The sequence below is a fragment of the Spiroplasma endosymbiont of Virgichneumon dumeticola genome, from assembly GCF_964264745.1.
Classification (GTDB): domain Bacteria; phylum Bacillota_I; class Bacilli_A; order Mycoplasmatales; family VBWQ01; genus Spiroplasma_E.
The window spans coordinates 1,243,637-1,265,688 of the sequence record NZ_OZ183478.1 but is presented as its reverse complement, the minus strand read 5'-3'; the positions used below and the strand labels follow the sequence as shown (position 1 = coordinate 1,265,688).

Below are 22,052 nucleotides of genomic sequence, written 5' to 3'. Positions count from 1 at the left end.
ATGTACTTGTGGAGGAAACAATGAAATTGAATGAGTTCAATAATACTTTTCAAACTGAAAAACAATGTCTTGCATATATAGCAAGTTTGAAACAAAGCAAATGTATTAGGTGTTCTAGTTTTAATTTGAATACTTCTAATTTAATAAAATGAGATGTTTGAAATGTCATCAAACATTCAGTATTCTCACGGGCACTATATTTTCAAAGTCACAAACACCTTTAATATCTTGGTTTTATCTCATCTTTAGATGAATAAACACCAAACATGGAATTCCATCAACTGATGTTGCAAAAGAATTGGGAGTGACCTTGAAAACAGCTTGAAGAATGGGTCATAAAATCCGAAGTGCCATTGCTAAACAAGAACCTCAATTCATTGTTGAGGGCATAGTGCAAATGGATGAAATGTATCTTTCACATATGGGTTTAAAAAACAAGGAAGATCCTTGTTGCACAAAACCTTGATTGTTGGTATTTATGAAAAAACAACCAACAATCTGATTGTGAAAGTATTGAAAAACGCAAACAGTAAAAATCTTTTGCAGTTTGCAATAAACCACATTTCTTCAAAGTGTGATGTACATACTGATTCTTGAAAAGGATATCGCGATTTGAAATCGGTTTTCACTAAGCATGAAACAGTTAACCATCAAGATGGCTATGTTTCAAAAACTGGTGTAAATACCAACCAAATTGAGTCAGTATGAAAACATATACGAAGAACATTTAAAACACATATCAAAGTTGCAAAACATCATATTCATTTATATGCAAAAGAAGCTGCATATAAATTCAATAACATACCTAGTTTTGAAACTGTAATGCTATGTTTAATTTAAAAATGTGGGGAGAAGTCCGTAGATAGGCTTTTCTCAGCATTTATGTGATAAAATTTAAAAATAGTACATAAAGGGAGAAAAGCCTTATTTTTTATATCTAAAAAATTGTGTTTTTATGTTATAGTATTATTAGTAGTAAAGTTAATGAAATTTAATTTAGTAATAAGTAGAAAATTATACAAAATATTTGGAGGCTGTATGAACTTGAATATATTTGGGTTTTTTGATGGTAACCCACAAGATATTATTAATCCTTTGTTTGGAATGTATTATTGAATTGGTTTAGTTTTGTCAATATCTTTTATTGGAAGTTTATTTATTTTTAAAAGATTTTACGCTAACTTAAGCAAACATTATAGTTTTAAGTGTAGTTTAGGAATTTTTCAATTAGTTTTATATGTAGGTTTTTATGTTGTTCATGGTCTTAATGGTAATAATTATAACTCATATGATTATTTTCCATTTCAACTTTGTTCAGTGCTAAATATTACTAGTGGTTTATTATTAATCATTCCAATTCAAGGAATGTTTAATATCACATTTCCTTTAATTGGTCCAGTTCTTTTAGCATTCTTATTTCCAGATAGCAGTAAATGAGTATTCGGACCACAGCATTTCTTATATTGAAATTATTATATTATTCACACTATTATCATTTTTTCTTACTTGTATTTATATTTATATGGTCACATTCAGTATGACAAAACATATATCAAAAAAAGCATTTTATATATCACAATGTTTGGAGCAGGTGTCTTTATTTTTAACGAATCATTTGGTACTAATTATTTATTTATTGGTGATCAAGGATATACAGCAAGTATTGGTAAGGATACATTAAATACTTCAGTTTGATTACCAATTCTTCGTTTTGGGTTTATGTTTGTAGTAGGTATTACCTTACTATGCTTGACATATGTATTTATCGCTAAAAGCTTATTACCATTTTATTTAGATAAGGGAACAGAAGTTAACCCACTTCATGAAAATAAAAAAAACTTAATTCAAAAAATTCATAATTTTGTTAAATCAATTAAGTTTAAAAATACAGTAAGATCATAATTATTTATAAAAATTAGAAGGTGAACCAACTATGTTAAACCAAGAGCAATTTACAACCATTATTAACTTACAACGTGAATTAGATAATAAAATTATTACAACAAGAAGTGTTAGTGAAAGTAGTACTTTAACTGCACGATTTTTAGCTTTATTAGTTGAATTAGCCGAATTTGCTAATGAACAACGATGCTTCAAATATTGAAGTTCAAAGCCAAGTTCTGCTAAGAATGTGATGTTAGAAGAATATATTGATGGATTGCATTTTATTATTAGTATTGCTAATAGTTTAAATATTAATTTTAAAAAATATCATTTTATAGAGCAAGATAATGAAGTAGAACTTACGCTACTTTTTATCAGTTTATTTGCTAGTGTTACTACATTTTTCACATCAAAAACTAATGAAAACTTTTATCAATTATTAAACTTTTATTTTTCAATTGCCAAAAGATGCGAATTTACTAATAATGATATTATTAGTAGTTATCTTACTAAAAATAAAATAAATCATTTACGACAATCCCAAAATTATTAAAAATAAAAAAGGAATTTAATTTGAAATAAGGTAAGTATTAGTAAGAAAGGAATTTTAAAATGGCTATTGTTAAAAATTTTAATTATGGCAATACACAATGAGAATATATAATTACGTATAAACAACAAAAGCATATGTATTTAAAAGTTTGTAATGATAAAATTCTTGTTAGCGCTCCATTTTTTATGCAAGAAAAATTAGTTGAAGATTTTATTTTAAAAAGTTTACCAAAAATTACCAAAAATAAAATAGTAAAAGAACGTAATCTGGTTATTAATGGTCAAGATGATTACGTTTACTTTTTAAATGAAAAATATCCTATCTTTATTAAATATCATTCTCAAAAAACAGTAATTAATTTTGATTATCCACAATTAGTTGTATTTACTAAGTTACAAGATTTAAAACAAATCCAAATAAAAATTGAAATCTTTTTAAGAAAGGAATCAATGTTAATTTTTATGAATCGTTTGCAATATTGGTCACAAATCATGGGTATTGAGTTTAATATCCTTAAAATTCGTTCAATGGTTAGTAAATGAGGAATTTGTCAACCAATTGCAAAAATAATTACTCTTAATTACAAACTAATTCACTATAGTTATGATATTATTGATTATGTTGTCATTCATGAACTAGCTCATATTATTCATGGTCACCATCAGAAATCTTTTTGAAACTATGTTATGCAATTTTGTCCTAATTATCAAGATTGTCAAAAGTTTTTAAAACAAAGTAGGGGTTGCTAATGAAACAAATAATGTCACTTAAAAATCCCCTAATTCAAGACTTGGTGTTATTGCACGATAAAAAATATCGTGATACAAAACAATTGTTTTTAATTGAAGGAGACCATTTAATTACTGTTGCCTTTAGTCAAAAGCAATTAACAACAATTTTAATAGATGAAAAATATTACAATAAATTTGATAAATTGTTAAAAGATTGTTATGGTGTTGATATTATTGTTATTAATGAGATGATTATTAAAAAACTGTCACAAAATAAATCACCACAACCTTTAATTGGACTATGTACCATGAAAAAAGCTAATACTCATTTAACTACTAATAACATTATTATGATTGACACCATTCAAGACCCGGGTAATTTAGGGAATATTCTGCGAAGTGCGGTTGCTTTTAATTTTTCTGAAATTTATTTATCACAAGGTAGTGTTGATTTATATAATCACAAGGTAATTAGTGCAAGTCAAGGAGCAATTTTTTATAGTAATGTTTACTATGAAGAATTTGAACAGTTGTTAATAAAAGTAAAAACCAAACAATATAAAATTTATGGAACATTTTTACATGAGCCTAATACTACTAACTTAAATAAAATTACTTTTTCTGGCAAAACTGCTCTGCTATTTGGTAATGAAGGTCAAGGTATCAATGACAAGTATAAAATTTATATTGATACTAACATGATTATTAAAACTACGTCTAATGTAGAATCATTAAACCTTGCAACAAGTATTGCCATTGTAATATATTGCTTATTCGTTAGTAATATATTAAAATAAAGGTGTTTTATAATATAAAACAGTAGAGAATAACATTTGGAGGTATATAGTGTTAGAAGTTAGTGACTTAAGAAAGAAATTAGATATTATTAGACAACAAGCTTTTATTAATATTGAAAAGATTAATGATTTATATGAATTACAAGTAACAAAAACCCAATATTTAGGCAAAAACTCAGCAATTAATGATATTTTAAAGTCGGTTACTCAATTACCTCATCAATATCGAATCGAGATTGGTCAGTTAACTAATAAACTTAAAAAAGAAATTTCTGATAAGATAACTATTAAGTTTAATGAACTTGAAAAAAAATTAATTGATGAAAAATTAAAAGATTCTGAAATCGATTTAACTTTACCAGGTTTAGATTTCAGTATTGGTCATCGTAATCCTTTATTAAAAACAGTTGATGATATTGCTAATATTTTTAAAAATTTAGGTTATCAAATTGTCAGTGGTAATGAAGTTGAAAACGAAGAATACAATTTTAATCGCTTAAATTTACCTGCTAATCATCCAGCACGCGCGATGCAAGATACTTTTTATTTAGATAATAATAGTAAAGAAGTTAATCGTTGATTATTAAGAACTCATGCTACTAACATTACTGCTCGTATTTTAAGTAAACAAAATAAAAATAAACAGAAAGTAGAAGCTGTTATTAGTTTAGGCAATGTTTATCGTAAAGATAATGATGATGCTACTCATTCTCACCAGTTTATGCAAGTTGATGGATTTGTTGTTGCTCCGAATATTACCTTTGCTAATTTAAAATGAACTTTAAATCATTTTTGTCAACAAATGTTTGGTTTAGAAACTAAAACTCGTTTACGCCCTAGTTATTTTCCTTTTACCGAACCTTCAGTAGAAGTAGATGTTAATTGTCCAATGTGTAAGCTACAAGGTTGCTCATTATGCAAACATACAGGCTGAATTGAAGTTCTTGGCGCAGGAATGATTCATCCTAATGTTTTTACCGCTGCAGGTTTAGATGAAGCAACCGCAGGTTTTGCCTTTGGCGTAGGAATCGAAAGAATTGCTATGATTAAATATGGTATTGATGATATTAGATTGTTTTATAATAATGATTTACGTTTCTTAAAACAATTTTAAAGAGAGGAGTATATAATGACCATTTCACGTAAGATAATCTCACAATGATTAGATCTTAGTAGTATTAAAGATAAAGAAATTATTATTGCTTTAAATAGTTTAGGATTTGAAGTAGAACAAGTTAGAAACCTAGTTTTTACCAATACTAATTTAATAGTTGGCGAAATACTTAGAATTACAAAACATCCTAAGTCAAGTAAGTTAAATATATGCGAAGTAAGTTTAGGCAATAAAAGTACAACTATTGTTTGTGGTGCTAGTAATGTTGCTGTTGGTAACAAAGTTGTTGTTGCCAACATAGGTAGCACGCTAGCTAATGGTCTTATTATCACGAGTAGAACCATTCAAGATGTTGTTTCATCAGGAATGATTTGCTCATTAACAGAATTAGGAATTTTTGGTAATGTCCAAAATAAAGATGAAATATCAGGCATTATTCATTTACCTAGTGATGCTGTTGTTGGCAATAATAATCCTTTGCAATATTTAAAATTAGATGACACAATTTTTTTTATTGATTTAACTGTTAACCGTAGTGATTGTTTAGGAACTTATAGTATAGCACGTGAACTTAGCGCTTATTTCAAAATCCCATTAAAGAATATGGGAATTAGTAATTTATTATTTTTAGATAAAAAACCTCAAGTTTCCGTTGTTAATACTAAAATTCAAGCTTTAGCAACTTTAAAAATTCGTTTAAAACAGAATTCAACTAAATTAACACCAATGTGAATTAAAAGAACCTTACAACTTGCTAATATTGCCCCTAAAACTTTAGTTGAAGATGTTGTTAATTTAGTTATGTTAGAATTAGGTCAACCTATAATTACTTTTAATGCTGAGTTATTAAAAGAACCTTCAATTAATGTTTCTCCTAAATCATATCCAGAAGGCAGTTTAAAAATTGAAAAAGGGGATATAGTTATCCATGATAAATTTTTAGCCTTTAGTGTTTTAGGAATTAGTTATAATATTGATTATGAAGTTAAACCAAGTACCAAAGATATCTTTATTTTTTCTATTAATCCTAATGTTCAAACAATGATTGAACAAGCTAAACGTCATATTGCTATTAATAGTATTTTTATTGAACGTTTAGTGAAACCAGTTGCACCTGACTACTATATGATTGCTTTACAACGCTACTTATTTATTTTAGATCAATTAAAAATTGAATATGAAATTCTTGGATTTAGTAATGACATTCCTTACAATATTCAAGAAAAATTACTTGTTTTAAATTATAATGATATTAATAAAATTTTAGGCTCTAGTTTAGAAATCAAAGAAATCATTACTTATTTAACTGTTATTGGTTGTAAAGTTGAACTAGTTCCTACTAATCATGAGTTACTAAAAATAACTGCACCAGGTCACCGTAACGATTTAAATAATACTAATGATTTAAGTGAAGAAATTGCTAGAATTATTGGCTATGATAACTTGCCGGTAACAATGCCAGTATTTTATGTTCCCCAAAAACCACCTACAGTCTTAGAAACATTAATGGGAAATTGAAGAAATCACTTAATTAGTTATGGTTTTAACCAAGTAAAAACTTACAGTTTAACAAGTAGGAAAAGTTTAACTGAATTTAATTTTTTTAATCATAAAAGTCCAGTTAGTTTAAGTTCACCATTAACTTCAACACGTGAAGTTATGCGTTTTAATTTAACAGATAGTTTATTAAAAATTTGCCAATATAATTATGCGCGCAAAGAAACCCAACTTAAAATTTTTACTGATGAAACTATTTATACTGGTGATGATGGTGATGATAATCATCATTTAGGATTAGTAATTATGGGTGATTTTTTGCCAAAGTCTAGTATTAGCAAATCTAATCCTAATCCTTATCATGTTGTTAAAGGTTTCATTGATGGTTTTTTAAACAAGGTTATTCCTCATGTTTCACAAAATATTATTTATAAACCTAATAAAAACATTGCTATGCATCCATATTTAAGCGCTGATATTTTTTATGAACAAGAACACATTGCTACTATTGGCGCATTGCATCCCCAAACTGAAAAGCAAATGAATTTTGAAAAAATATTCTTAGCAGAAATTAATTGTACTAAAATAGCAAAAATTATTATAGCATCTGAAAAGAATGTTATTAAGTTTAAACCATGGTCAAAATTTAATCCATTAAATCGTGATATTTCTATTTTTGTTGGAATTAGTGTCCAGTTTTCAGATATTAAAATTATGTTGTTAGACGAAAATATTGAATTTCTTGAACAGGTTATATTAATTGATTTTTATACTGATGATCGCTTAAAATCACAATTCCAACATTCTTTAACTTTTAATTTAAAATTCAATAGTAGTGAAAAACAATTAGATGAAGAAAAAATTAAATCTTCAATAACAGTTGTTCAAAATCTTTTAAAAAACAAATTTAATGCTACTATTCGGTAAAAAAACTAAGAAAGTAATGAATTTTAAATTAAGGTATCTAATCATGTACTGCTTTAAAAATAGTAATTTAAAATTTTATAAAACTGCATTATTATTTATGATTCCAATTATCGCTCAATCATTAATTGAAACATTATTAAATTTAATGAATAATTTTGTAGTTGGTCAATTTGGTGATGATAATTCTATTGCTGGAGTTGCATCATCAAGTAATATTTATGATATGGTTTGATATATTTTTTTTGCTGTTGTAGCAACAGGAAATATTTTTACTGCGCAATATCTGGGGGTTAAGAATAAAAATAAAATTCAAGAAACTACTAATATTAAGTTATTTTACACTTTAATTTTTTCTATTATTTTCGTAATAGTTTTAGAATTATTTAGTAAACAAATTATGGGCGTTATTCTAGGATCTGAAGACAAAACACATGAAAAAGCCATTGGCGTGGCTGAACAGTATAGTCGTTTAATTGCTTGAAACTATCCATTGCTAGGATTTGCTTTTATTATGTCTATTACTATGAATACTTGTGGTAATGTGAAAACACCATTAATAACTTCAATTTGTTCTTTATTTTTAAATACCGCTTTAGTTTGTATTTTATCTTTACCATATAAAGGTGGTCCTAACTTAGGGATTGAAGGTTTAGCTATTAGTTTAATTGTTTCACGAGTTGTGGAATGTATTATTTTTGTTACTTATTTGATTTATAAAAAACCCATTTATTTCCCTAATTTAAATATTTTGAAATTTACTAAAAGTTTACATAAAAAATATTTTATTACATTTTTACCATTATTTGCTAGTCAAGTTTTATTTGGTGTTTCAGTTGTTATGTTAACTGCTTTGTATTCACATTATGGTGATACTGATGTCATTGCTGCTGTCCAAATTGTCGGTTCTGTTGTTGCTATTTTCTACTCTACTTTTAGGGGATATAATGCATTAGTAGGAAATTCTGTCGGAAATTTATTAGGTTCTAGTGAGTTAGTCTTAGCTAAAGAAAATGCTTTAAAAATTTTAAAGTTAAGTTTTGGTATTTCGACCGTAATTGCTATTATCATTGTCAGCAGTGCCTTTTGGGTACCGAGGGCTTTATTTCCTAATTTATCAGAAAAAGCTATGAATTTAGCTGTTTGGTATATGGCTTTTTCTGCTGTTACTTATTTCTTTATTAATATGATGCAACCGCTATTTAGTTTTCTGTATGCTGGTGGTTATACGTTAATTGCTAGTATTGCTGATTTATTTTTAATTTGATTTATTGACATTTTTATTACCTTTGCTTTATTACAATGAACAAGTTTGAGCATTCAAATGGTAATTATGATTTCTTGTTTAGATAAAGTGGCTGATTTTGTTTGTGGTTATTTACTATATAAATTTATTCCGTGAAATAAAAATATTATTAATACTATCAAATTAGAAAGTATTCCTCATCCTATCTTTGAACCGCATGGATAAAAAATGTTAAAAAGAAATATTTAATGTTATACTTATAAAGTATAAAATTCAAGAAAGGAAGTTAAATATGAGTGTAATTAAAATTAATAATATTACAAAATCATATAATGGTAAAGTCGTACTTGGCCCTATTAGTTTAAATATTACTGCCGGTAGTTCAGTTGCTATTTTCGGTGCTAATGGCGCAGGAAAAACTACACTTTGCGAAATCATTAGTAATACCAAAAATGCTACTATCGGTAGCATTGAATATAGCTTTGATAAAAAGGATATTCCTTATGTTTTAGGGATTAATTTTCAAGATCAAGTTTATCCTAATTTTATTACTGTCAAAGAATTAATAAACTTTTATCATAAAATCTATGTTAATAAAATTAAACCAGAAGTATTTTCTTCAATGTTAGAAAAGTTTCAATTAGCAGAATTGTTTAAACGAAAAGTAAACAGTTTATCAGGTGGACAAAGACAAAGAGTTAATCTTTTCTTATCTTTATTTCATCAACCTAAAATCTATGTTGGTGATGAAATATCAACTGGTTTAGATGTTAAAACCAGAATTGATGTTATTAACTTTTTGCAAGAACAAATTAGTCTAAATAATATTACTTTAATTTTAGTTAGTCACAATCTTGATGAGATTCAAGCGCTATGTCAACGTATTATTTTTTTAAAAGATGGCGTGGTTATTGACGACACTACTGTGAGTGAAGTTACTAAAAAGTATTGTTCATTATTAAAATATTATTTAGAAAAAACTGAAGGTAAGAAGCCTGTTAGTAAGGAGGCAAAATAATGTTAGCCATGTTTCGGTTATTATTGGGTTACTTAAAAAAATCTTTTCATAGTATCTTTTTTGGCTTTGTTTTTCCGATTATTATGTTGACTATTTTAGTTGCAGTGCTTGGTGGTGATAATTCCGCCAATACTGTTTTACCAGGATTAGTTATGTCAGCGTCACCGGTATTAGGAATTGTTACACTAGCTATGACTTATTCTGATTTTAAACAATCCATTATTATTAAAAGAATTGGTGCAACTCCATTACGACCATGAGAATTTATTAGTAGTATTTTGATTTTTCATGTTATTTTAATTTTTGTTGGTAGTTTCTGAACCTTAGGAATTGGTTCTGCTTTATATCAAAATCAAATTAATCGGGGTGCTATTAATTGAGGATACGTTTTATTATCAATTTTACTATCATCAGTAATGTGTTCAGCAGTAGGGGTAATGGTAGGAATTTTAGCGCCTGATTTTAAAGTTGCTAACGCTTTTTCGTTATTATTATATTTACCAACTTCATTTTTATCAGGACAATACATTCCCTATCAAGGTATTAGTAAACAACCTGCTTTAGTTATTATTGCCAAAATCATTCCTTTTTCATACCCTGTTTCAATTATGAATCGCGGATGAAATAATTATAGTTCAAGTTCTGATTTAGCTAATTCTGCTTTATTTAATAACTATTGAGTTCCTATTTTAGTTAGTATTGTTTGAATTGGTACATTAGTATTTGGCGCTATTATGGCTTACAAATATCGTCGCAAATAAATATAAAACAAAAATAAAGTTCAAACTAATATTAGAGTGAACTTTTATATTTTTTATAAAGGATTTGGTGATATTGAAGATGAAATTTGTTTTGATAAGCTTGTTTCATCAAAGTCATTAACTTCAGATGATTTGAAGTTTTTAGTAAAGAGAGAATTTATATTATCCTCATTTAAATCATTAAAAGACTGTGATTTATTGCCATTAGTTAAGGAACAAGTAGTTTTTAATGATTCAATTTCAGTTTCTAATGTTTTAATTTAATCTTTTAATTCTGTAAATTTTCAATTTAATTCATTATATTTGTCATTAAGTTGTTTAATTTCTCACATTCCGCATGTAATAAATTTAAGTGGTCAATGTCATAATTTTCTTAGAATTTGTTTTTCTTTTTGAAAATTTACTTTAAAATCTCCTTTTCTTTGTTAATATTTGTCAATTTTTCATTTAATTCTGCTAAAGTAGATTTTTTTTGTTCAATAGTTGCTGAAAGTTCATTGTTTGTTTCCAATTCACTATCTTTATTATCTTTTGTTAAGTTAATTAAACTTTTAGATTTTTTTATTTCATTTTTTGAATTAGTTAAAGAGGTTGTTATCGTAGTTTCATTAGTATTTGAAAAAAGTATTTCATCTTCTTCAGTAGTTGTTAAAGCATTTAAATCATAAGTATGTACTAAGTTAAAGTCTGAAACTAGGTTTCCATCTTTCGTTTGATTGTTTAAAAATGACTTTGTTGTAGCAAATAAACTTAGTATTGGCATAACTTGGTTATTCTCATATTTTTTACTATTTTTTCCACAATAATCTTCATACTCTTTAAGTATCTTGCTAGCACTATCAATATCTTCTAATTTTTCTATTTTTTTAATTCTTCAATAATTCTTTTGTAATAAGGAATTTGATTTTTATACTTAAGTTTATATTTTGAATTTATTTCTTCAAGTTTTTCAATTAATTCTTTTGCATTCATACTATTTTTATTTGCTGGTGCCATTTATTTTCACTTCTCCCCAATTTAAACATAAAAAACCATTTAACTTTTAAGCAAAATTAAGTGGGTTAAAAAACTTATATTAAGTTTACTATTTTAGTATTTCATCATTAGTTTTTCCATAATCTGGTTTAAATTTTTCAATATATTCAACGTCAGATGCTTCATTAGATCTAATAATATTACAAATTGCTTCAATTTCAACAGAACCTGCATAATTACCATTTTTTCTCATTTCTTTTAAAGTTGTTTCTAGTTGTTTTTCTTCATTATCTTTAGGATTTATTTTTTTATTAATTTTACTATCTAATAACAATGATTTAAAATCGCCTTTATTAGGTGGGCGTTTTGTATCTAAATTTTCCTTAATATAATTACAAATCCGGCTACGAAATAGTTTAACTAGTCTCACATTTTTTTATCTTTAAAGTCAAAATCATTAAAATTAAAAATACGATTTCGATCACTTTCTACACCAAAAAGTGCTTTATACCTTTTTTTAAATTGCTCTTCATCAGTTTTAACTTGTTCTAAATATGACACCATTACTGCTCATAATATGCAATTACCATCGCCTGGGACATCTTTAATAATCATATCATTTTACTCCTTTAAAAATAAAAAACCATTTACTTTAAAATAAAGTAATGGGCTAAAAACTAAACAAAATATTTAGTAAAATCTTACTTTTATTAGTATATGCTTTTCGGACTTCTCCCCACATGTACTTGTGGAGGAAACAATGAAATTGAATTAGTTCAATAATACTTTTCAAACTGAAAAACAATGTCTTGCATATATAGCAAGTTTGAAACAAAGCAAATGTATTAGGTGTTCTAGTTTTAATTCGAATACTTCTAATTTAAGAAAAATGAGATGTTTGAAATGTCATCAAACATTCAGTATTCTCACGGGCACTATATTTTCAAAGTCACAAACACCTTTAATATCTTGGTTTTATCTCATCTTTAGATGAATAAACACCAAACATGGAATTCCATCAACTGATGTTGCAAAAGAATTGGGAGTGACCTTGAAAACAGCTTGAAGAATGGGTCATAAATCCGAAGTGCCATTGCTAAACGAGAACCTCAATTCATTGTTGAGGGCATAGTGCAAATGGGTGAAATATATCTTTCACATATGGGTTTAAAAAACAAGGAAGATCCTTGTTGAACAAAACCTTGATTGTTGGTTGTTTTTTCATAAATACCAACAATCTGATTGTGAAAGTATTGAAAAACGCAAACAGTAAAAATCTTTGGCAGTTTGCAATAAACCACATTTCTTCAAAGTGTGATGTACATACTGATTCTTGAAAAGGATATCGCGATTTGAAATCGGTTTTCACTAAGCATGAAACAGTTAAACATCAAGATGGCTATGTTTCAAAAACTGGTGTAAATACCAACCAAATTGAGTCAGTATGAAAACATATACGAAGAACATTTAAAACACATATCAAAGTTGCAAAACATCATATTCATTTATATGCCAAAGAAGCTGCATATAAATTCAAGAACATACCTAGTTTTGAAACTGTAATGCTATGTTTAATTTAAAAATGTGGGGAGAAGTCCGTAGATAGGCTTTTCTCAGCATTTATGTGATAAAATTTAAAAATAGTACATAAAGGGAGAAAAGCCATGCTTTTTTTATTTAAAAGCAAGTTATAACTGTAGAAATTAAACAAATGTTTATCAGGTAAAACATTGCTTTTTTTGAATTAAACCTGTAGAATAAAAAGTAATAATAACTTAAAAATATAAAAGAGTAAACAAAAAATAGTAAATTCAGAGACTTAGTGGTCGGTGTAAACTAAGCAAGTTTTTGTTGAAGGTAGTTTATATTTGTATTATATTTTTCATAAATAATTAAGTGCATTTATTTTATGTAAATGAATTAGGATGGTACCGCGTTCACATCAAACGTTCCTATTTTTATAGGAATTTTTTATTTTTAAAAAGGAGTATAAGCAATGAATAAAGATTTAGACAAAAAATACGACCATTTAATAGTTGAAAACAATAAATATGAACAATGAGTAACACAAGGCATTTTCACAGCTACTGCTAAAAATAAAAAACCATCATTCACTATCATTTTACCACCCCCTAATGTCACAGGATTGTTACATTTAGGTCATGCTTGAGATGGAACAATCCAAGACCTATTAATTCGTTATAAACGCTTACAAGGTTTTAATACACTTTTTGTGCCAGGTATGGACCATGCAGGGATTGCTACGCAAATAAAAGTTGCTCAACGTATTAAAACTGAGCAAAATTTAAACTTACAACAGTTAGGAAAAACAAAATTTTTAGAACAAGCATGAAAATGAAAAACAGAGTATGCTCATAATATTAGAACACAATGAGCCAAACTAGGACTTGCTTTAGATTATTCACGCGAAACGTTTACACTTGACACCAAAGTTAATCAAACTGTTAATCAAGTATTTGTGAAACTATATAATGATGGTTTAATTTATCGAGGTAAAAAAATTGTTTTTTGGGACACACAATTACAAACTGCTATTTCTAATATTGAAGTAAATTACAAAGAAACCAAAGGAAAAATGTATTATTTAAAATACTTTGTTGTAAACAGTGATGAATTCGTTACTATTGCCACAACACGTCCAGAAACCATGTTTGCTGATCAATGTCTAGTTGTTAACAGTAAAGATAAACGATATATTAAATTAATTAATAAAATGGTTATTAATCCCGCTAATAAAGCTCAAATTAAAATCATCGCTGATGATTATGTAGAGATTAATTTTGGTACTGGTGTCATGAAATGTACGCCTGCTCATGACGCTAATGATTATGAAATTGCACTGCGTCATAACCTAGCAATGCCCATTTGTATGAATATTGATGGAACCATGAATGAATTAGCTTTATCATATGTTAATCAAGACCGTTTTACTTGTCGTGACCAATTAATTAAACAATTAACTAAAGAAAATCTTGTTGTTAAAATTGAAGATTATCTTCATCAAGTTGGTTATTCAGAACGTAGTAATGCTGTTGTAGAGCCATATTTATCACAACAATGATTTGTAAAAATGGAACCATTGGTGAAAAACATTTTAGAAAAACAAAAACATGTTAAAACTAAAGTTAACTTTCATCCCATTTCGTTTGAACAACAACTTTTACAATGATTAAATAATATGCAAGATTGATGTATTTCCCGTCAACTATGATGAGGACATAGGATTCCTGTTTGATATCATAAAACAACGAAAGCAATTTATGTTGCTAAAGAGCCACCAAAGAATTTGGATGATTATATTCAAGACCCAGATGTTTTAGACACTTGATTTTCTAGTAGTTTATGACCATTCGTTACTTTAAGATGACCTGATAAGTCATTTGATTTTCAAAAATATTATCCAACAACAGTTTTAGTAACAGCTTATGATATCTTATTTTTCTGAGTTGCTCGTATGATGTTCATGGGATGGGAGTTTACTAATCAAAAACCATTTCAACATGTTTTAATCCACGGTTTAATTCGTGATGAAATTGGTAGAAAAATGTCAAAATCATTAAATAATGGCATTAATCCGATGGAAATAATTGCAAAATATGGTACTGATGCTTTACGCTATTTTTTAGTTAGCAATTGTGCTCCTGGTCAAGATTTACGATTTAGTATTATTAAAGTAGAAGCTGCCTGAAATTTAAATAATAAATTATGAAATGCAGCACGCTATGTGTTAATGAATTTACCTGCTAATTTTAAATTACAATCTAATATTAATCATGATAACTTTATTGACCAATGGATTTTAGAACAACTAAACGAACTAATTATTAAAGTTAAACAAAATATGAAGCAATATGAATTTGTTTTAGTTACCAAAGAATTATCAAACTTTATTTGAAATAAATATTGCTCTTGATACATTGAATTAAACAAAGTTAATTTACAAAATGATAAATTAAAAATCAATTCTTTGCAAATATTGTATTATGTTATGCAACAAATTATTATTATGTTGCATCCCTTTGTTCCGTTTATTACACAAACCATTTATGAAAAAATGGGTCATCAAGACACAATTTTAAATGATAAATTTCCACAAACTCAAAAGTTGGTTATTACCAAAAAAGCTAATGAATTTGTTAATATACTAATAGCAATTATTAGTGCTATGCGTGAAATTAGAAAAGAACTTAACTTACCATTTAAAGCACCATTAGTTATTCATGTTAATAGTGAAAACAGTTTTTTCAAGCAAGCAAAAGATGATTTAAATCCTTACTTATTACAATTAACTAATAGTGAAATTGTAAGTGTTAATGATAGTTCATTACCGATTAATAATAAAATTGTAAAAGTTATTCATGGGGCATTTTTGGAAATCAAGACAGAAAATTTATTTTCCAAAGATGAGCAATTAAATAAATTGAATAAAGAATTAGTCTTTGTTAAGAGTGAAATATTACGTAGTAAAAATATTTTAAGTAATGAACAATTTATTAAGAAAGCACCGCCAGGAAAAGTTGCCTTGGAGAAGGTAAAGTTAGCAGATTATGAAGAACAAAAATTATTAATTGAAACAAAAATTAAAGAGTTGTAGATTATTTGGTAGTGTTGATAGGAGTTAGTTCAAGTTGAAAATGGTCATTATTTGTTAATAATGTATCATCAATGCCCATTGGCGTTGGCACAAAATTTGTACCATTTAAAGATTCTTCAACTTGTCATCAATCTTTAATTTTATCATCATTTTGTTTTATTTTTGACCATTATCACTTGTGACTTCATATAAATAACGAAGATTCATGCTAGCATATTTTTTAACTTCAAATTGATTAGGACAAGCAGTTAGCAAACTTCCTAATGTTTTAAATGTAGTAACATATGTTGTTTTAGTGAGTATTATTTTATCAATTTTTGAATCTGCACTATTAATCGCTTCAATGGTAATAGTGGTAACATCTTGGTTATTGTTATTTCTTCCACTAAAATATTTATGTAAATAAATAATGTTTAGGATAATTGAAGCACCAGTAACTATGGTAATACAGTTATATTTAACTCATTTGATAAACGTTTTATTTTGTAAAAAATGTAGTTTTTTCATCTTGTTTATATTCCTTTGATTACCAAAATGTGTCTTGACATTATATAAATTTTAATTAACCATATTATAAGGTTTTGGAAAGGATAAGTCTAGTGCTGTTTATAAATTCTTTCAGTTTTTGTATTTATTAAATATTCCTAATTTAGAAATGAGAATAAAAATAATAGAAATTAAAAAAGGATTTTCTTAGTTTTTATTATAATCATCGTTTGAGGTGATATCATATGCGATGATTAATTATTGGCATTTCTAGTATTATGATTATTAGTAATGCTATTGTTGGCATTAGTTTGTATAAAGGGTTTAAAAGTAGTTAACATACCAATAGTAATCAAGATGAAAAATTGATTACTGTTACTATTGAAATTAAAGACCATTTACCAATTCGTTCTTCGTTAAATGTGTTAGATAAATACTATGTCAAGTTGATGAAACCTAAAATAAGTCTTATTAATTTAATTAATAATCGGACTTCTCCCCACATGTACTTGTGGAGGAAACAATGAAATTGAATGAGTTCAATAATACTTTTCAAACTGAAAAACAATGTCTTGCATATATAGCAAGTTTGAAACAAAGCAAATGTATTAGGTGTTCTAGTTTTAATTTGAATACTTCTAATTTAAGAAAAATGAGATGTTTGAAATGTCATCAAACATTCAGTATTCTCACGGGCACTATATTTTCAAAGTCACAAACACCTTTAATATCTTGGTTTTATCTCATCTTTAGATGAATAAACACCAAACATGGAATTCCATCAACTGATGTTGCAAAAGAATTGGGAGTGACCTTGAAAACAGCTTGAAGAATGGGTCATAAAATCCGAAGTGCCATTGCTCAACAAGAACCTCAATTCATTGTTGAGGGCATAGTGCAAATGGATGAAATGTATCTTTCACATATGGGTTTAAAAAACAAGGAAGATCCTTGTTGAACAAAACCTTGATGGTTGGTATTTATGAAAAAACAACCAACAATCTGATTGTGAAAGTATTGAAAAACGCAAACAGTAAAAATCTTTTGCAGTTTGCAATAAACCACATTTCTTCAAAGTGTGATGTACATACTGATTCTTGAAAAGGATATCGCGATTTGAAATCGGTTTTCACTAAGCATGAAACAGTTAACCATCAAGATGGCTATGTTTCAAAAACTGGTGTAAATACCAACCAAATTGAGTCAGTATGAAAACATATACGAAGAACATTTAAAACACATATCAAAGTTGCAAAACATCATATTCATTTATATGCAAAAGAAGCTGCATATAAATTCAATAACATACCTAGTTTTGAAACTGTAATGCTATGTTTAATTTAAAAATGTGGGGAGAAGTCCGTAGATAGGATTTTCTCAGCATTTATGTGATAAAATTTAAAAATAGTACATAAAGGGAGAAAAGCCTTGTATTATTTAGTATTAGGATTGTGTTTTACTTGTTTTCGTTATTTTAATTGGAGAATAATAACTTAAGTTATAATTTAAACACTAATATGCTTCTGAAAATAATAAAAGTTTAGTTTTATTATTACAAATTTATCAATTTAAAATTTTAATTACTGGTGATATTGAAGCATCAACCTAAAATTTACTCATTAATTCCGGTCTATTAACTAAAATTAATATTTTACAAGTACCCCATCATGGTTCAAAAACTTCCTCTACTATTAATTTTTACAAATTATTAAACCTGAAGTTGCCCTTATTCCTGGTCGCTTTCAAACTCATCGTCAGTTTCCAAGTCCAGAAACTTTACAAAACCTAGCAAAAATTAATGCCAAAATTTACTCGTCAGAGTAAAATAAAACTATAGTTATGCGAATATACACTCAACATTATGATATTATAACATTAACATAAATTAATAATAGGTGAGGTATAAGTAATGGTTCATATTGTCCATGGTCAAGACCAATATTTGATTAAAAAAAATATTGAATCTTTAATTAAAAAACATCATAAAAATAATGATTACAACTATAGCAGTTATCAACTACATGACACTACTATTGCTAATATTATTTCTGAAATTGAAACTATTAGTCTATTTGAAACTAATAAAATTCTCGTTATTAATGATGAAAATCATGAATATTTGAAACATATTAAAGATGAGAGATTTTCTTATGCTTTACTTAATCATAGTGATAAGGTAATGATAATTATTAAAATTCAAAGCGATGATTTTAAAACTAAGAATATTGATAGTAGCTTTAATATTATTAAAGTTAAAAATTATACAAAAGTACAACTAGAATTATTTATTAATAAAGTATGTGCAAGTTTTAAAATTAGTATTACTAAACCTGCTATTGATTTTTTAACAGCAAATTTACCCAATGAAGTTAATGTATTTATTAATGAGTTAAAAAAGTTGCGAAGTATTAATGAATTCATAACCTTAGAAATAGTTCAAGAAATTGTACCTCACTATTTTAACAATAATGTTTTTAAAACCATCGATTATTTATTAAAAAAAGATTATAAAAAATTTTGAATACAATTTAACTATTATAACACTATTAATTATGATAAAATTAAAATGATTAATATTCTTGCATATCAACTAGAGTTAATTAGAGATATTAAAATTTTAATTAATCAAAACCATAATTATGAACAAATATCAAGAAAAATAAATATTCCCACTTTCCAAGTTAAATTATTATCGCAATATGCTATGAATATATTATATATTAATAATAATTTGTTAAAATTATATGAATTAGATGCCGACATTAAAAAAGGAAAATGTGATAAAAATATTGCAATTGATTTATTTTTTTTAAGTTTTTAGTATATAATTATATGTGTTTCAATATAATGAGGTGATACAATGGAAAGCAACAAAAATAATGTAGATGATAAGGTAGATTCAAAATCATTAGACGATAGTATTGCTGGTAAAAATAAACCAAAAAGGATTATTAAAAAGAAAAAAGCTGAAGAATATTCAGAAGATACAGTAAATATAACATTGTATTATGAAGTGTCAAGTACTATATATAACAGTTTGGCTAATTTAGTGGTTAGAAAAGCTATTATGAGTGATGAAAATTTGATAAAAATTTTAGAATTACAAATTTCTAATTTATTTTTTCTTGAAATAGAATTAGTGCAACAGCTGAACAATAAAAAATATGCTATTGAATTTTTACAAATTATTTCTAATTTAATGGATCGTAGTTTTAGTGTAACTAAAAGTTCAAGAAAAAATCGTATTGAAATTTTAGAAGAACGTAACTTATTAATTGTTTCAATCACTAATAGTTGTAAAACTATCGAAAGAGAAAGTCTTGAAAGAATTAGACAGTTTGATAATGAGACACTGGTACAGTTAAATGATCAAATCGCAGCATTAAATAACTTTAGTGATGATAATATTAGTCCAACAGTATCTGTATCAAATCCTATGTCTGGTAACCAATTAAATAACAGTATGCCTAATATTAATAATTTAGACAATGCTAGTTTAGCTAATTTAGCAAAATTAGGAGTTTTACCACAACACCCTGCGACAAACCCTAAATTCTATCCTTATGTAAGTAAACCAAAATCAATTCCTTTATTAAAGAAAATATTGTGTGGTTTTTTATTGTTAACAGTACTATTGTTAACAATAACTTATATAATGACATATTTTGTAACAAGTAACTTCGTTATTAAAGCAGGTGGTTCTGCAGTAGATTATAATTTTGGACAAAAATCTCAATCTGTTATTTTTTCAATTATTACTACATTATTATTTGGGGGCGGATTTGTTTATTATATTTTAAAACCCGCTAAATTAATTCGTGATACTTATCGAATATCGTATTTCCTATTAATAATGGTAATTTTCTGAATTATTTATTCAGTCGCTAATATTGTTTTAATGACAACAGATAACTCTTTAACAGCAACTTTTGCTAGTTTCTTAGCTGATAAAACTAATAGCATAGATAGTAATGCTTTATCATGACTAAAAAGTTTATCAACTTTCCAAGCATTTAAAATTTTAACATATGTTTCAGCAGTTTCAGCAGTACCGTCAGTAGTTATTGGTTTAGTAATTGCTATTCTTAATCCAAAACGTGATAACAATAAAATTATTAGAGCTAATTCTGAATATCAAAATGCTATTAATAGTGCACTAAATGGTAAATCATACGAAATTGATCCATCATTATTTGACGACAATGATGACAATGATAAAAAAATAAAAACTGGTCATAAATTTTGAAAAGATAGCGATTTGTTTAAATAAAAATAGGCTTTTCTCCCTTTATGTACTATTTTTAAATTTTATCACATAAATGCTGAGAAAAGCCTATCTACGGACTTCTCCCCACATTTTTAAATTAAACATAGCATTACAGTTTCAAAACTAGGTATGTTATTGAATTTATATGCAGCTTCTTTTGCATATAAATGAATATGATGTTTTGCAACTTTGATATGTGTTTTAAATGTTCTTCGTATATGTTTTCATACTGACTCAATTTGATTGGTATTTACACCAGTTTTTGAAACATAGCCATCTTGATGGTTAACTGTTTCATGCTTAGTGAAAACCGATTTCAAATCGCGATATCCTTTTCAAGAATCAGTATGTACATCACACTTTGAAGAAATGTGGTTTATTGCAAACTGCAAAAGATTTTTACTGTTTGCGTTTTTCAATACTTTCACAATCAGATTGTTGGTTGTTTTTTCATAAATACCAACAATCAAGGTTTTGTTCAACAAGAATCTTCCTTGTTTTTTAAAACCCATATGTGAAAGATACATTTCATCCATTTGCACTATGCCCTCAACAATGAATTGAGGTTCTTGTTTAGCAATGGCACTTCGGATTTTATGACCCATTCTTCAAGCTGTTTTCAAGGTCACTCCCAATTCTTTTGCAACATCAGTTGATGGAATTCCATGTTTGGTGTTTATTCATCTAAAGATGAGATAAAACCAAGATATTAAAGGTGTTTGTGACTTTGAAAATATAGTGCCCGTGAGAATACTGAATGTTTGATGACATTTCAAACATCTCATTTTTCTTAAATTAGAAGTATTCAAATTAAAACTAGAACACCTAATACATTTGCTTTGTTTCAAACTTGCTATATATGCAAGACATTGTTTTTCAGTTTGAAAAGTATTATTGAACTCATTCAATTTCATTGTTTCCTCCACAAGTACATGTGGGGAGAAGTCCGAAAAATAATTTATAAACCTATAAACTTTGTAAAATTATTAACTATAAGAATTTTAAAATTAATTTTAGATAAGATTAACCTACCAACTTTTAAGTATGGTACAATAAATTAAACTAAATTTATTTGATATGAGAAATATTGCTCTGTAAAAATAAATTTACACAAGATTCGGGACTTAACCTTATGCTCCTTTACTTTTTAAACATAGATGGTCATAACAACCCGTTTTTTGAAT

27 protein-coding genes are annotated in these 22,052 nt (G+C 26.8%); 21 read left to right on the top strand and 6 right to left on the bottom strand.

Annotation, left to right across the window (positions count from 1 at the left end):
* The first annotated feature begins 20 nt into the window (after positions 1-20).
* The 12 genes from ACFEL4_RS08025 (at position 21) to ACFEL4_RS07970 (ending at position 10,525) form a co-directional block, all read left to right on the top strand.
* The gene (locus tag ACFEL4_RS08025; protein ID WP_375317332.1) at positions 21-224 is read left to right on the top strand and encodes a hypothetical protein; all 204 of its coding nucleotides are present in this window, start codon (positions 21-23) and stop codon (positions 222-224) included.
* Positions 149-556, top strand: coding sequence for a hypothetical protein (locus ACFEL4_RS08020; protein ID WP_375317331.1), 408 nt, complete (start codon positions 149-151; stop codon positions 554-556). Before ACFEL4_RS08025 ends, ACFEL4_RS08020 begins: the two co-directional genes overlap by 76 nt.
* Positions 451-840 carry an IS1595 family transposase gene (locus ACFEL4_RS08015; protein WP_375317056.1) on the top strand — a complete coding sequence of 130 codons (390 nt, stop codon included), beginning with the start codon at positions 451-453 and terminating at the stop codon, positions 838-840. The genes ACFEL4_RS08020 and ACFEL4_RS08015 overlap by 106 nt, the downstream gene beginning before the upstream one ends.
* A 198-nt stretch (positions 841-1,038) precedes the next feature.
* Positions 1,039-1,902, top strand: coding sequence for a YwaF family protein (locus ACFEL4_RS08010; RefSeq protein ID WP_308149487.1), 864 nt, complete (start codon positions 1,039-1,041; stop codon positions 1,900-1,902).
* 31 nt (positions 1,903-1,933) lie between these two features.
* The gene (locus tag ACFEL4_RS08005; protein ID WP_375317330.1) at positions 1,934-2,437 is read left to right on the top strand and encodes a dUTP diphosphatase; all 504 of its coding nucleotides are present in this window, start codon (positions 1,934-1,936) and stop codon (positions 2,435-2,437) included.
* A 59-nt stretch (positions 2,438-2,496) separates the two neighbouring features.
* Entirely contained in the window at positions 2,497-3,186 is a 690-nt protein-coding gene (locus ACFEL4_RS08000) for a M48 family metallopeptidase (protein WP_375317329.1), read from the top strand.
* Complete coding sequence (locus ACFEL4_RS07995) at positions 3,186-3,965, top strand: TrmH family RNA methyltransferase (protein ID WP_375317328.1); 780 nt, start codon at positions 3,186-3,188, stop codon at positions 3,963-3,965. The genes ACFEL4_RS08000 and ACFEL4_RS07995 overlap by 1 nt, the downstream gene beginning before the upstream one ends.
* A 49-nt stretch (positions 3,966-4,014) precedes the next feature.
* Positions 4,015-5,079, top strand: coding sequence for a phenylalanine--tRNA ligase subunit alpha (gene pheS / locus ACFEL4_RS07990; RefSeq protein WP_375317327.1), 1,065 nt, complete (start codon positions 4,015-4,017; stop codon positions 5,077-5,079).
* Positions 5,080-5,094: 15 nt separating this feature from the next.
* Positions 5,095-7,503, top strand: a complete 2,409-nt coding sequence (pheT, locus tag ACFEL4_RS07985) for a phenylalanine--tRNA ligase subunit beta (RefSeq protein WP_375317326.1) — start codon at positions 5,095-5,097, stop codon at positions 7,501-7,503.
* Between the two features lie 97 nt (positions 7,504-7,600).
* Positions 7,601-8,971: an MATE family efflux transporter gene (locus ACFEL4_RS07980; protein ID WP_375317325.1), complete on the top strand. Its 1,371-nt coding sequence runs from the start codon at positions 7,601-7,603 to the stop codon at positions 8,969-8,971.
* A 67-nt stretch (positions 8,972-9,038) separates the two neighbouring features.
* Entirely contained in the window at positions 9,039-9,764 is a 726-nt protein-coding gene (locus ACFEL4_RS07975; RefSeq protein WP_375317324.1) for an ATP-binding cassette domain-containing protein, read from the top strand.
* The gene (locus tag ACFEL4_RS07970; RefSeq protein ID WP_375317323.1) at positions 9,764-10,525 is read left to right on the top strand and encodes an ABC transporter permease; all 762 of its coding nucleotides are present in this window, start codon (positions 9,764-9,766) and stop codon (positions 10,523-10,525) included. Before ACFEL4_RS07975 ends, ACFEL4_RS07970 begins: the two co-directional genes overlap by 1 nt.
* 400 nt (positions 10,526-10,925) lie before the next feature.
* Here ACFEL4_RS07970 and ACFEL4_RS07965 read toward each other — a convergent pair whose 3' ends face one another.
* The 4 genes from ACFEL4_RS07965 to ACFEL4_RS07950 form a co-directional block, all read right to left on the bottom strand.
* A complete protein-coding gene (locus ACFEL4_RS07965) occupies positions 10,926-11,288 on the bottom strand; it encodes a hypothetical protein (protein WP_375317322.1) in 363 nt (120 codons plus the stop codon).
* 95 nt (positions 11,289-11,383) lie between these two features.
* The gene (locus tag ACFEL4_RS07960; protein ID WP_308149476.1) at positions 11,384-11,521 is read right to left on the bottom strand and encodes a hypothetical protein; all 138 of its coding nucleotides are present in this window, start codon (positions 11,519-11,521) and stop codon (positions 11,384-11,386) included.
* Between the two features lie 88 nt (positions 11,522-11,609).
* Positions 11,610-11,930, bottom strand: a complete 321-nt coding sequence (locus ACFEL4_RS07955) for a hypothetical protein (protein WP_375317321.1) — start codon at positions 11,928-11,930, stop codon at positions 11,610-11,612.
* Positions 11,921-12,115: a hypothetical protein gene (locus ACFEL4_RS07950; RefSeq protein ID WP_375317320.1), complete on the bottom strand. Its 195-nt coding sequence runs from the start codon at positions 12,113-12,115 to the stop codon at positions 11,921-11,923. The genes ACFEL4_RS07955 and ACFEL4_RS07950 overlap by 10 nt, the downstream gene beginning before the upstream one ends.
* A gap of 211 nt (positions 12,116-12,326) precedes the next feature.
* On the opposite strand from ACFEL4_RS07950, the gene ACFEL4_RS07945 reads away from it, so the two are divergent.
* The 3 genes from ACFEL4_RS07945 (at position 12,327) to ACFEL4_RS07935 (ending at position 16,115) form a co-directional block, all read left to right on the top strand.
* Positions 12,327-12,632, top strand: coding sequence for a hypothetical protein (locus ACFEL4_RS07945; protein WP_375317319.1), 306 nt, complete (start codon positions 12,327-12,329; stop codon positions 12,630-12,632).
* 58 nt (positions 12,633-12,690) lie between these two features.
* Complete coding sequence (locus ACFEL4_RS07940; RefSeq protein ID WP_375317318.1) at positions 12,691-13,080, top strand: transposase; 390 nt, start codon at positions 12,691-12,693, stop codon at positions 13,078-13,080.
* A gap of 416 nt (positions 13,081-13,496) precedes the next feature.
* On the top strand, positions 13,497-16,115 hold the full coding sequence (locus ACFEL4_RS07935) for a valine--tRNA ligase (RefSeq protein WP_375317317.1): 2,619 nt from the start codon (positions 13,497-13,499) through the stop codon (positions 16,113-16,115).
* Positions 16,116-16,271: 156 nt separating this feature from the next.
* On the opposite strand, the gene ACFEL4_RS07930 is transcribed toward ACFEL4_RS07935, so the two are convergent.
* On the bottom strand, positions 16,272-16,622 hold the full coding sequence (locus tag ACFEL4_RS07930) for a hypothetical protein (protein ID WP_375317316.1): 351 nt from the start codon (positions 16,620-16,622) through the stop codon (positions 16,272-16,274).
* A 428-nt stretch (positions 16,623-17,050) separates the two neighbouring features.
* On the opposite strand from ACFEL4_RS07930, the gene ACFEL4_RS07925 reads away from it, so the two are divergent.
* The 5 genes from ACFEL4_RS07925 to ACFEL4_RS07905 all read left to right on the top strand — a co-directional run bounded on the left by ACFEL4_RS07925 (position 17,051) and on the right by ACFEL4_RS07905 (position 20,871).
* Entirely contained in the window at positions 17,051-17,185 is a 135-nt protein-coding gene (locus ACFEL4_RS07925) for a hypothetical protein (protein ID WP_375317315.1), read from the top strand.
* A complete protein-coding gene (locus ACFEL4_RS07920) occupies positions 17,125-17,661 on the top strand; it encodes a hypothetical protein (RefSeq protein ID WP_375317314.1) in 537 nt (178 codons plus the stop codon). The genes ACFEL4_RS07925 and ACFEL4_RS07920 overlap by 61 nt, the downstream gene beginning before the upstream one ends.
* Entirely contained in the window at positions 17,556-17,945 is a 390-nt protein-coding gene (locus ACFEL4_RS07915; protein ID WP_375317313.1) for an IS1595 family transposase, read from the top strand. The genes ACFEL4_RS07920 and ACFEL4_RS07915 overlap by 106 nt, the downstream gene beginning before the upstream one ends.
* Positions 17,946-18,510: 565 nt before the next feature.
* Positions 18,511-19,422, top strand: coding sequence for a DNA polymerase III subunit delta (holA, locus tag ACFEL4_RS07910; RefSeq protein ID WP_375317312.1), 912 nt, complete (start codon positions 18,511-18,513; stop codon positions 19,420-19,422).
* Positions 19,423-19,461: 39 nt separating this feature from the next.
* Positions 19,462-20,871 carry a hypothetical protein gene (locus tag ACFEL4_RS07905; RefSeq protein ID WP_375317311.1) on the top strand — a complete coding sequence of 470 codons (1,410 nt, stop codon included), beginning with the start codon at positions 19,462-19,464 and terminating at the stop codon, positions 20,869-20,871.
* Positions 20,872-20,960: 89 nt separating this feature from the next.
* On the opposite strand, the gene ACFEL4_RS07900 is transcribed toward ACFEL4_RS07905, so the two are convergent.
* Positions 20,961-21,782, bottom strand: coding sequence for an IS1595 family transposase (locus ACFEL4_RS07900; RefSeq protein ID WP_375317310.1), 822 nt, complete (start codon positions 21,780-21,782; stop codon positions 20,961-20,963).
* 18 nt (positions 21,783-21,800) lie between these two features.
* Here ACFEL4_RS07900 and ACFEL4_RS07895 point away from each other — a divergent pair, with 18 nt between their 5' ends.
* Positions 21,801-21,929, top strand: a complete 129-nt coding sequence (locus ACFEL4_RS07895; RefSeq protein WP_375317309.1) for a hypothetical protein — start codon at positions 21,801-21,803, stop codon at positions 21,927-21,929.
* The last annotated feature ends 123 nt before the right edge of the window (positions 21,930-22,052 follow it).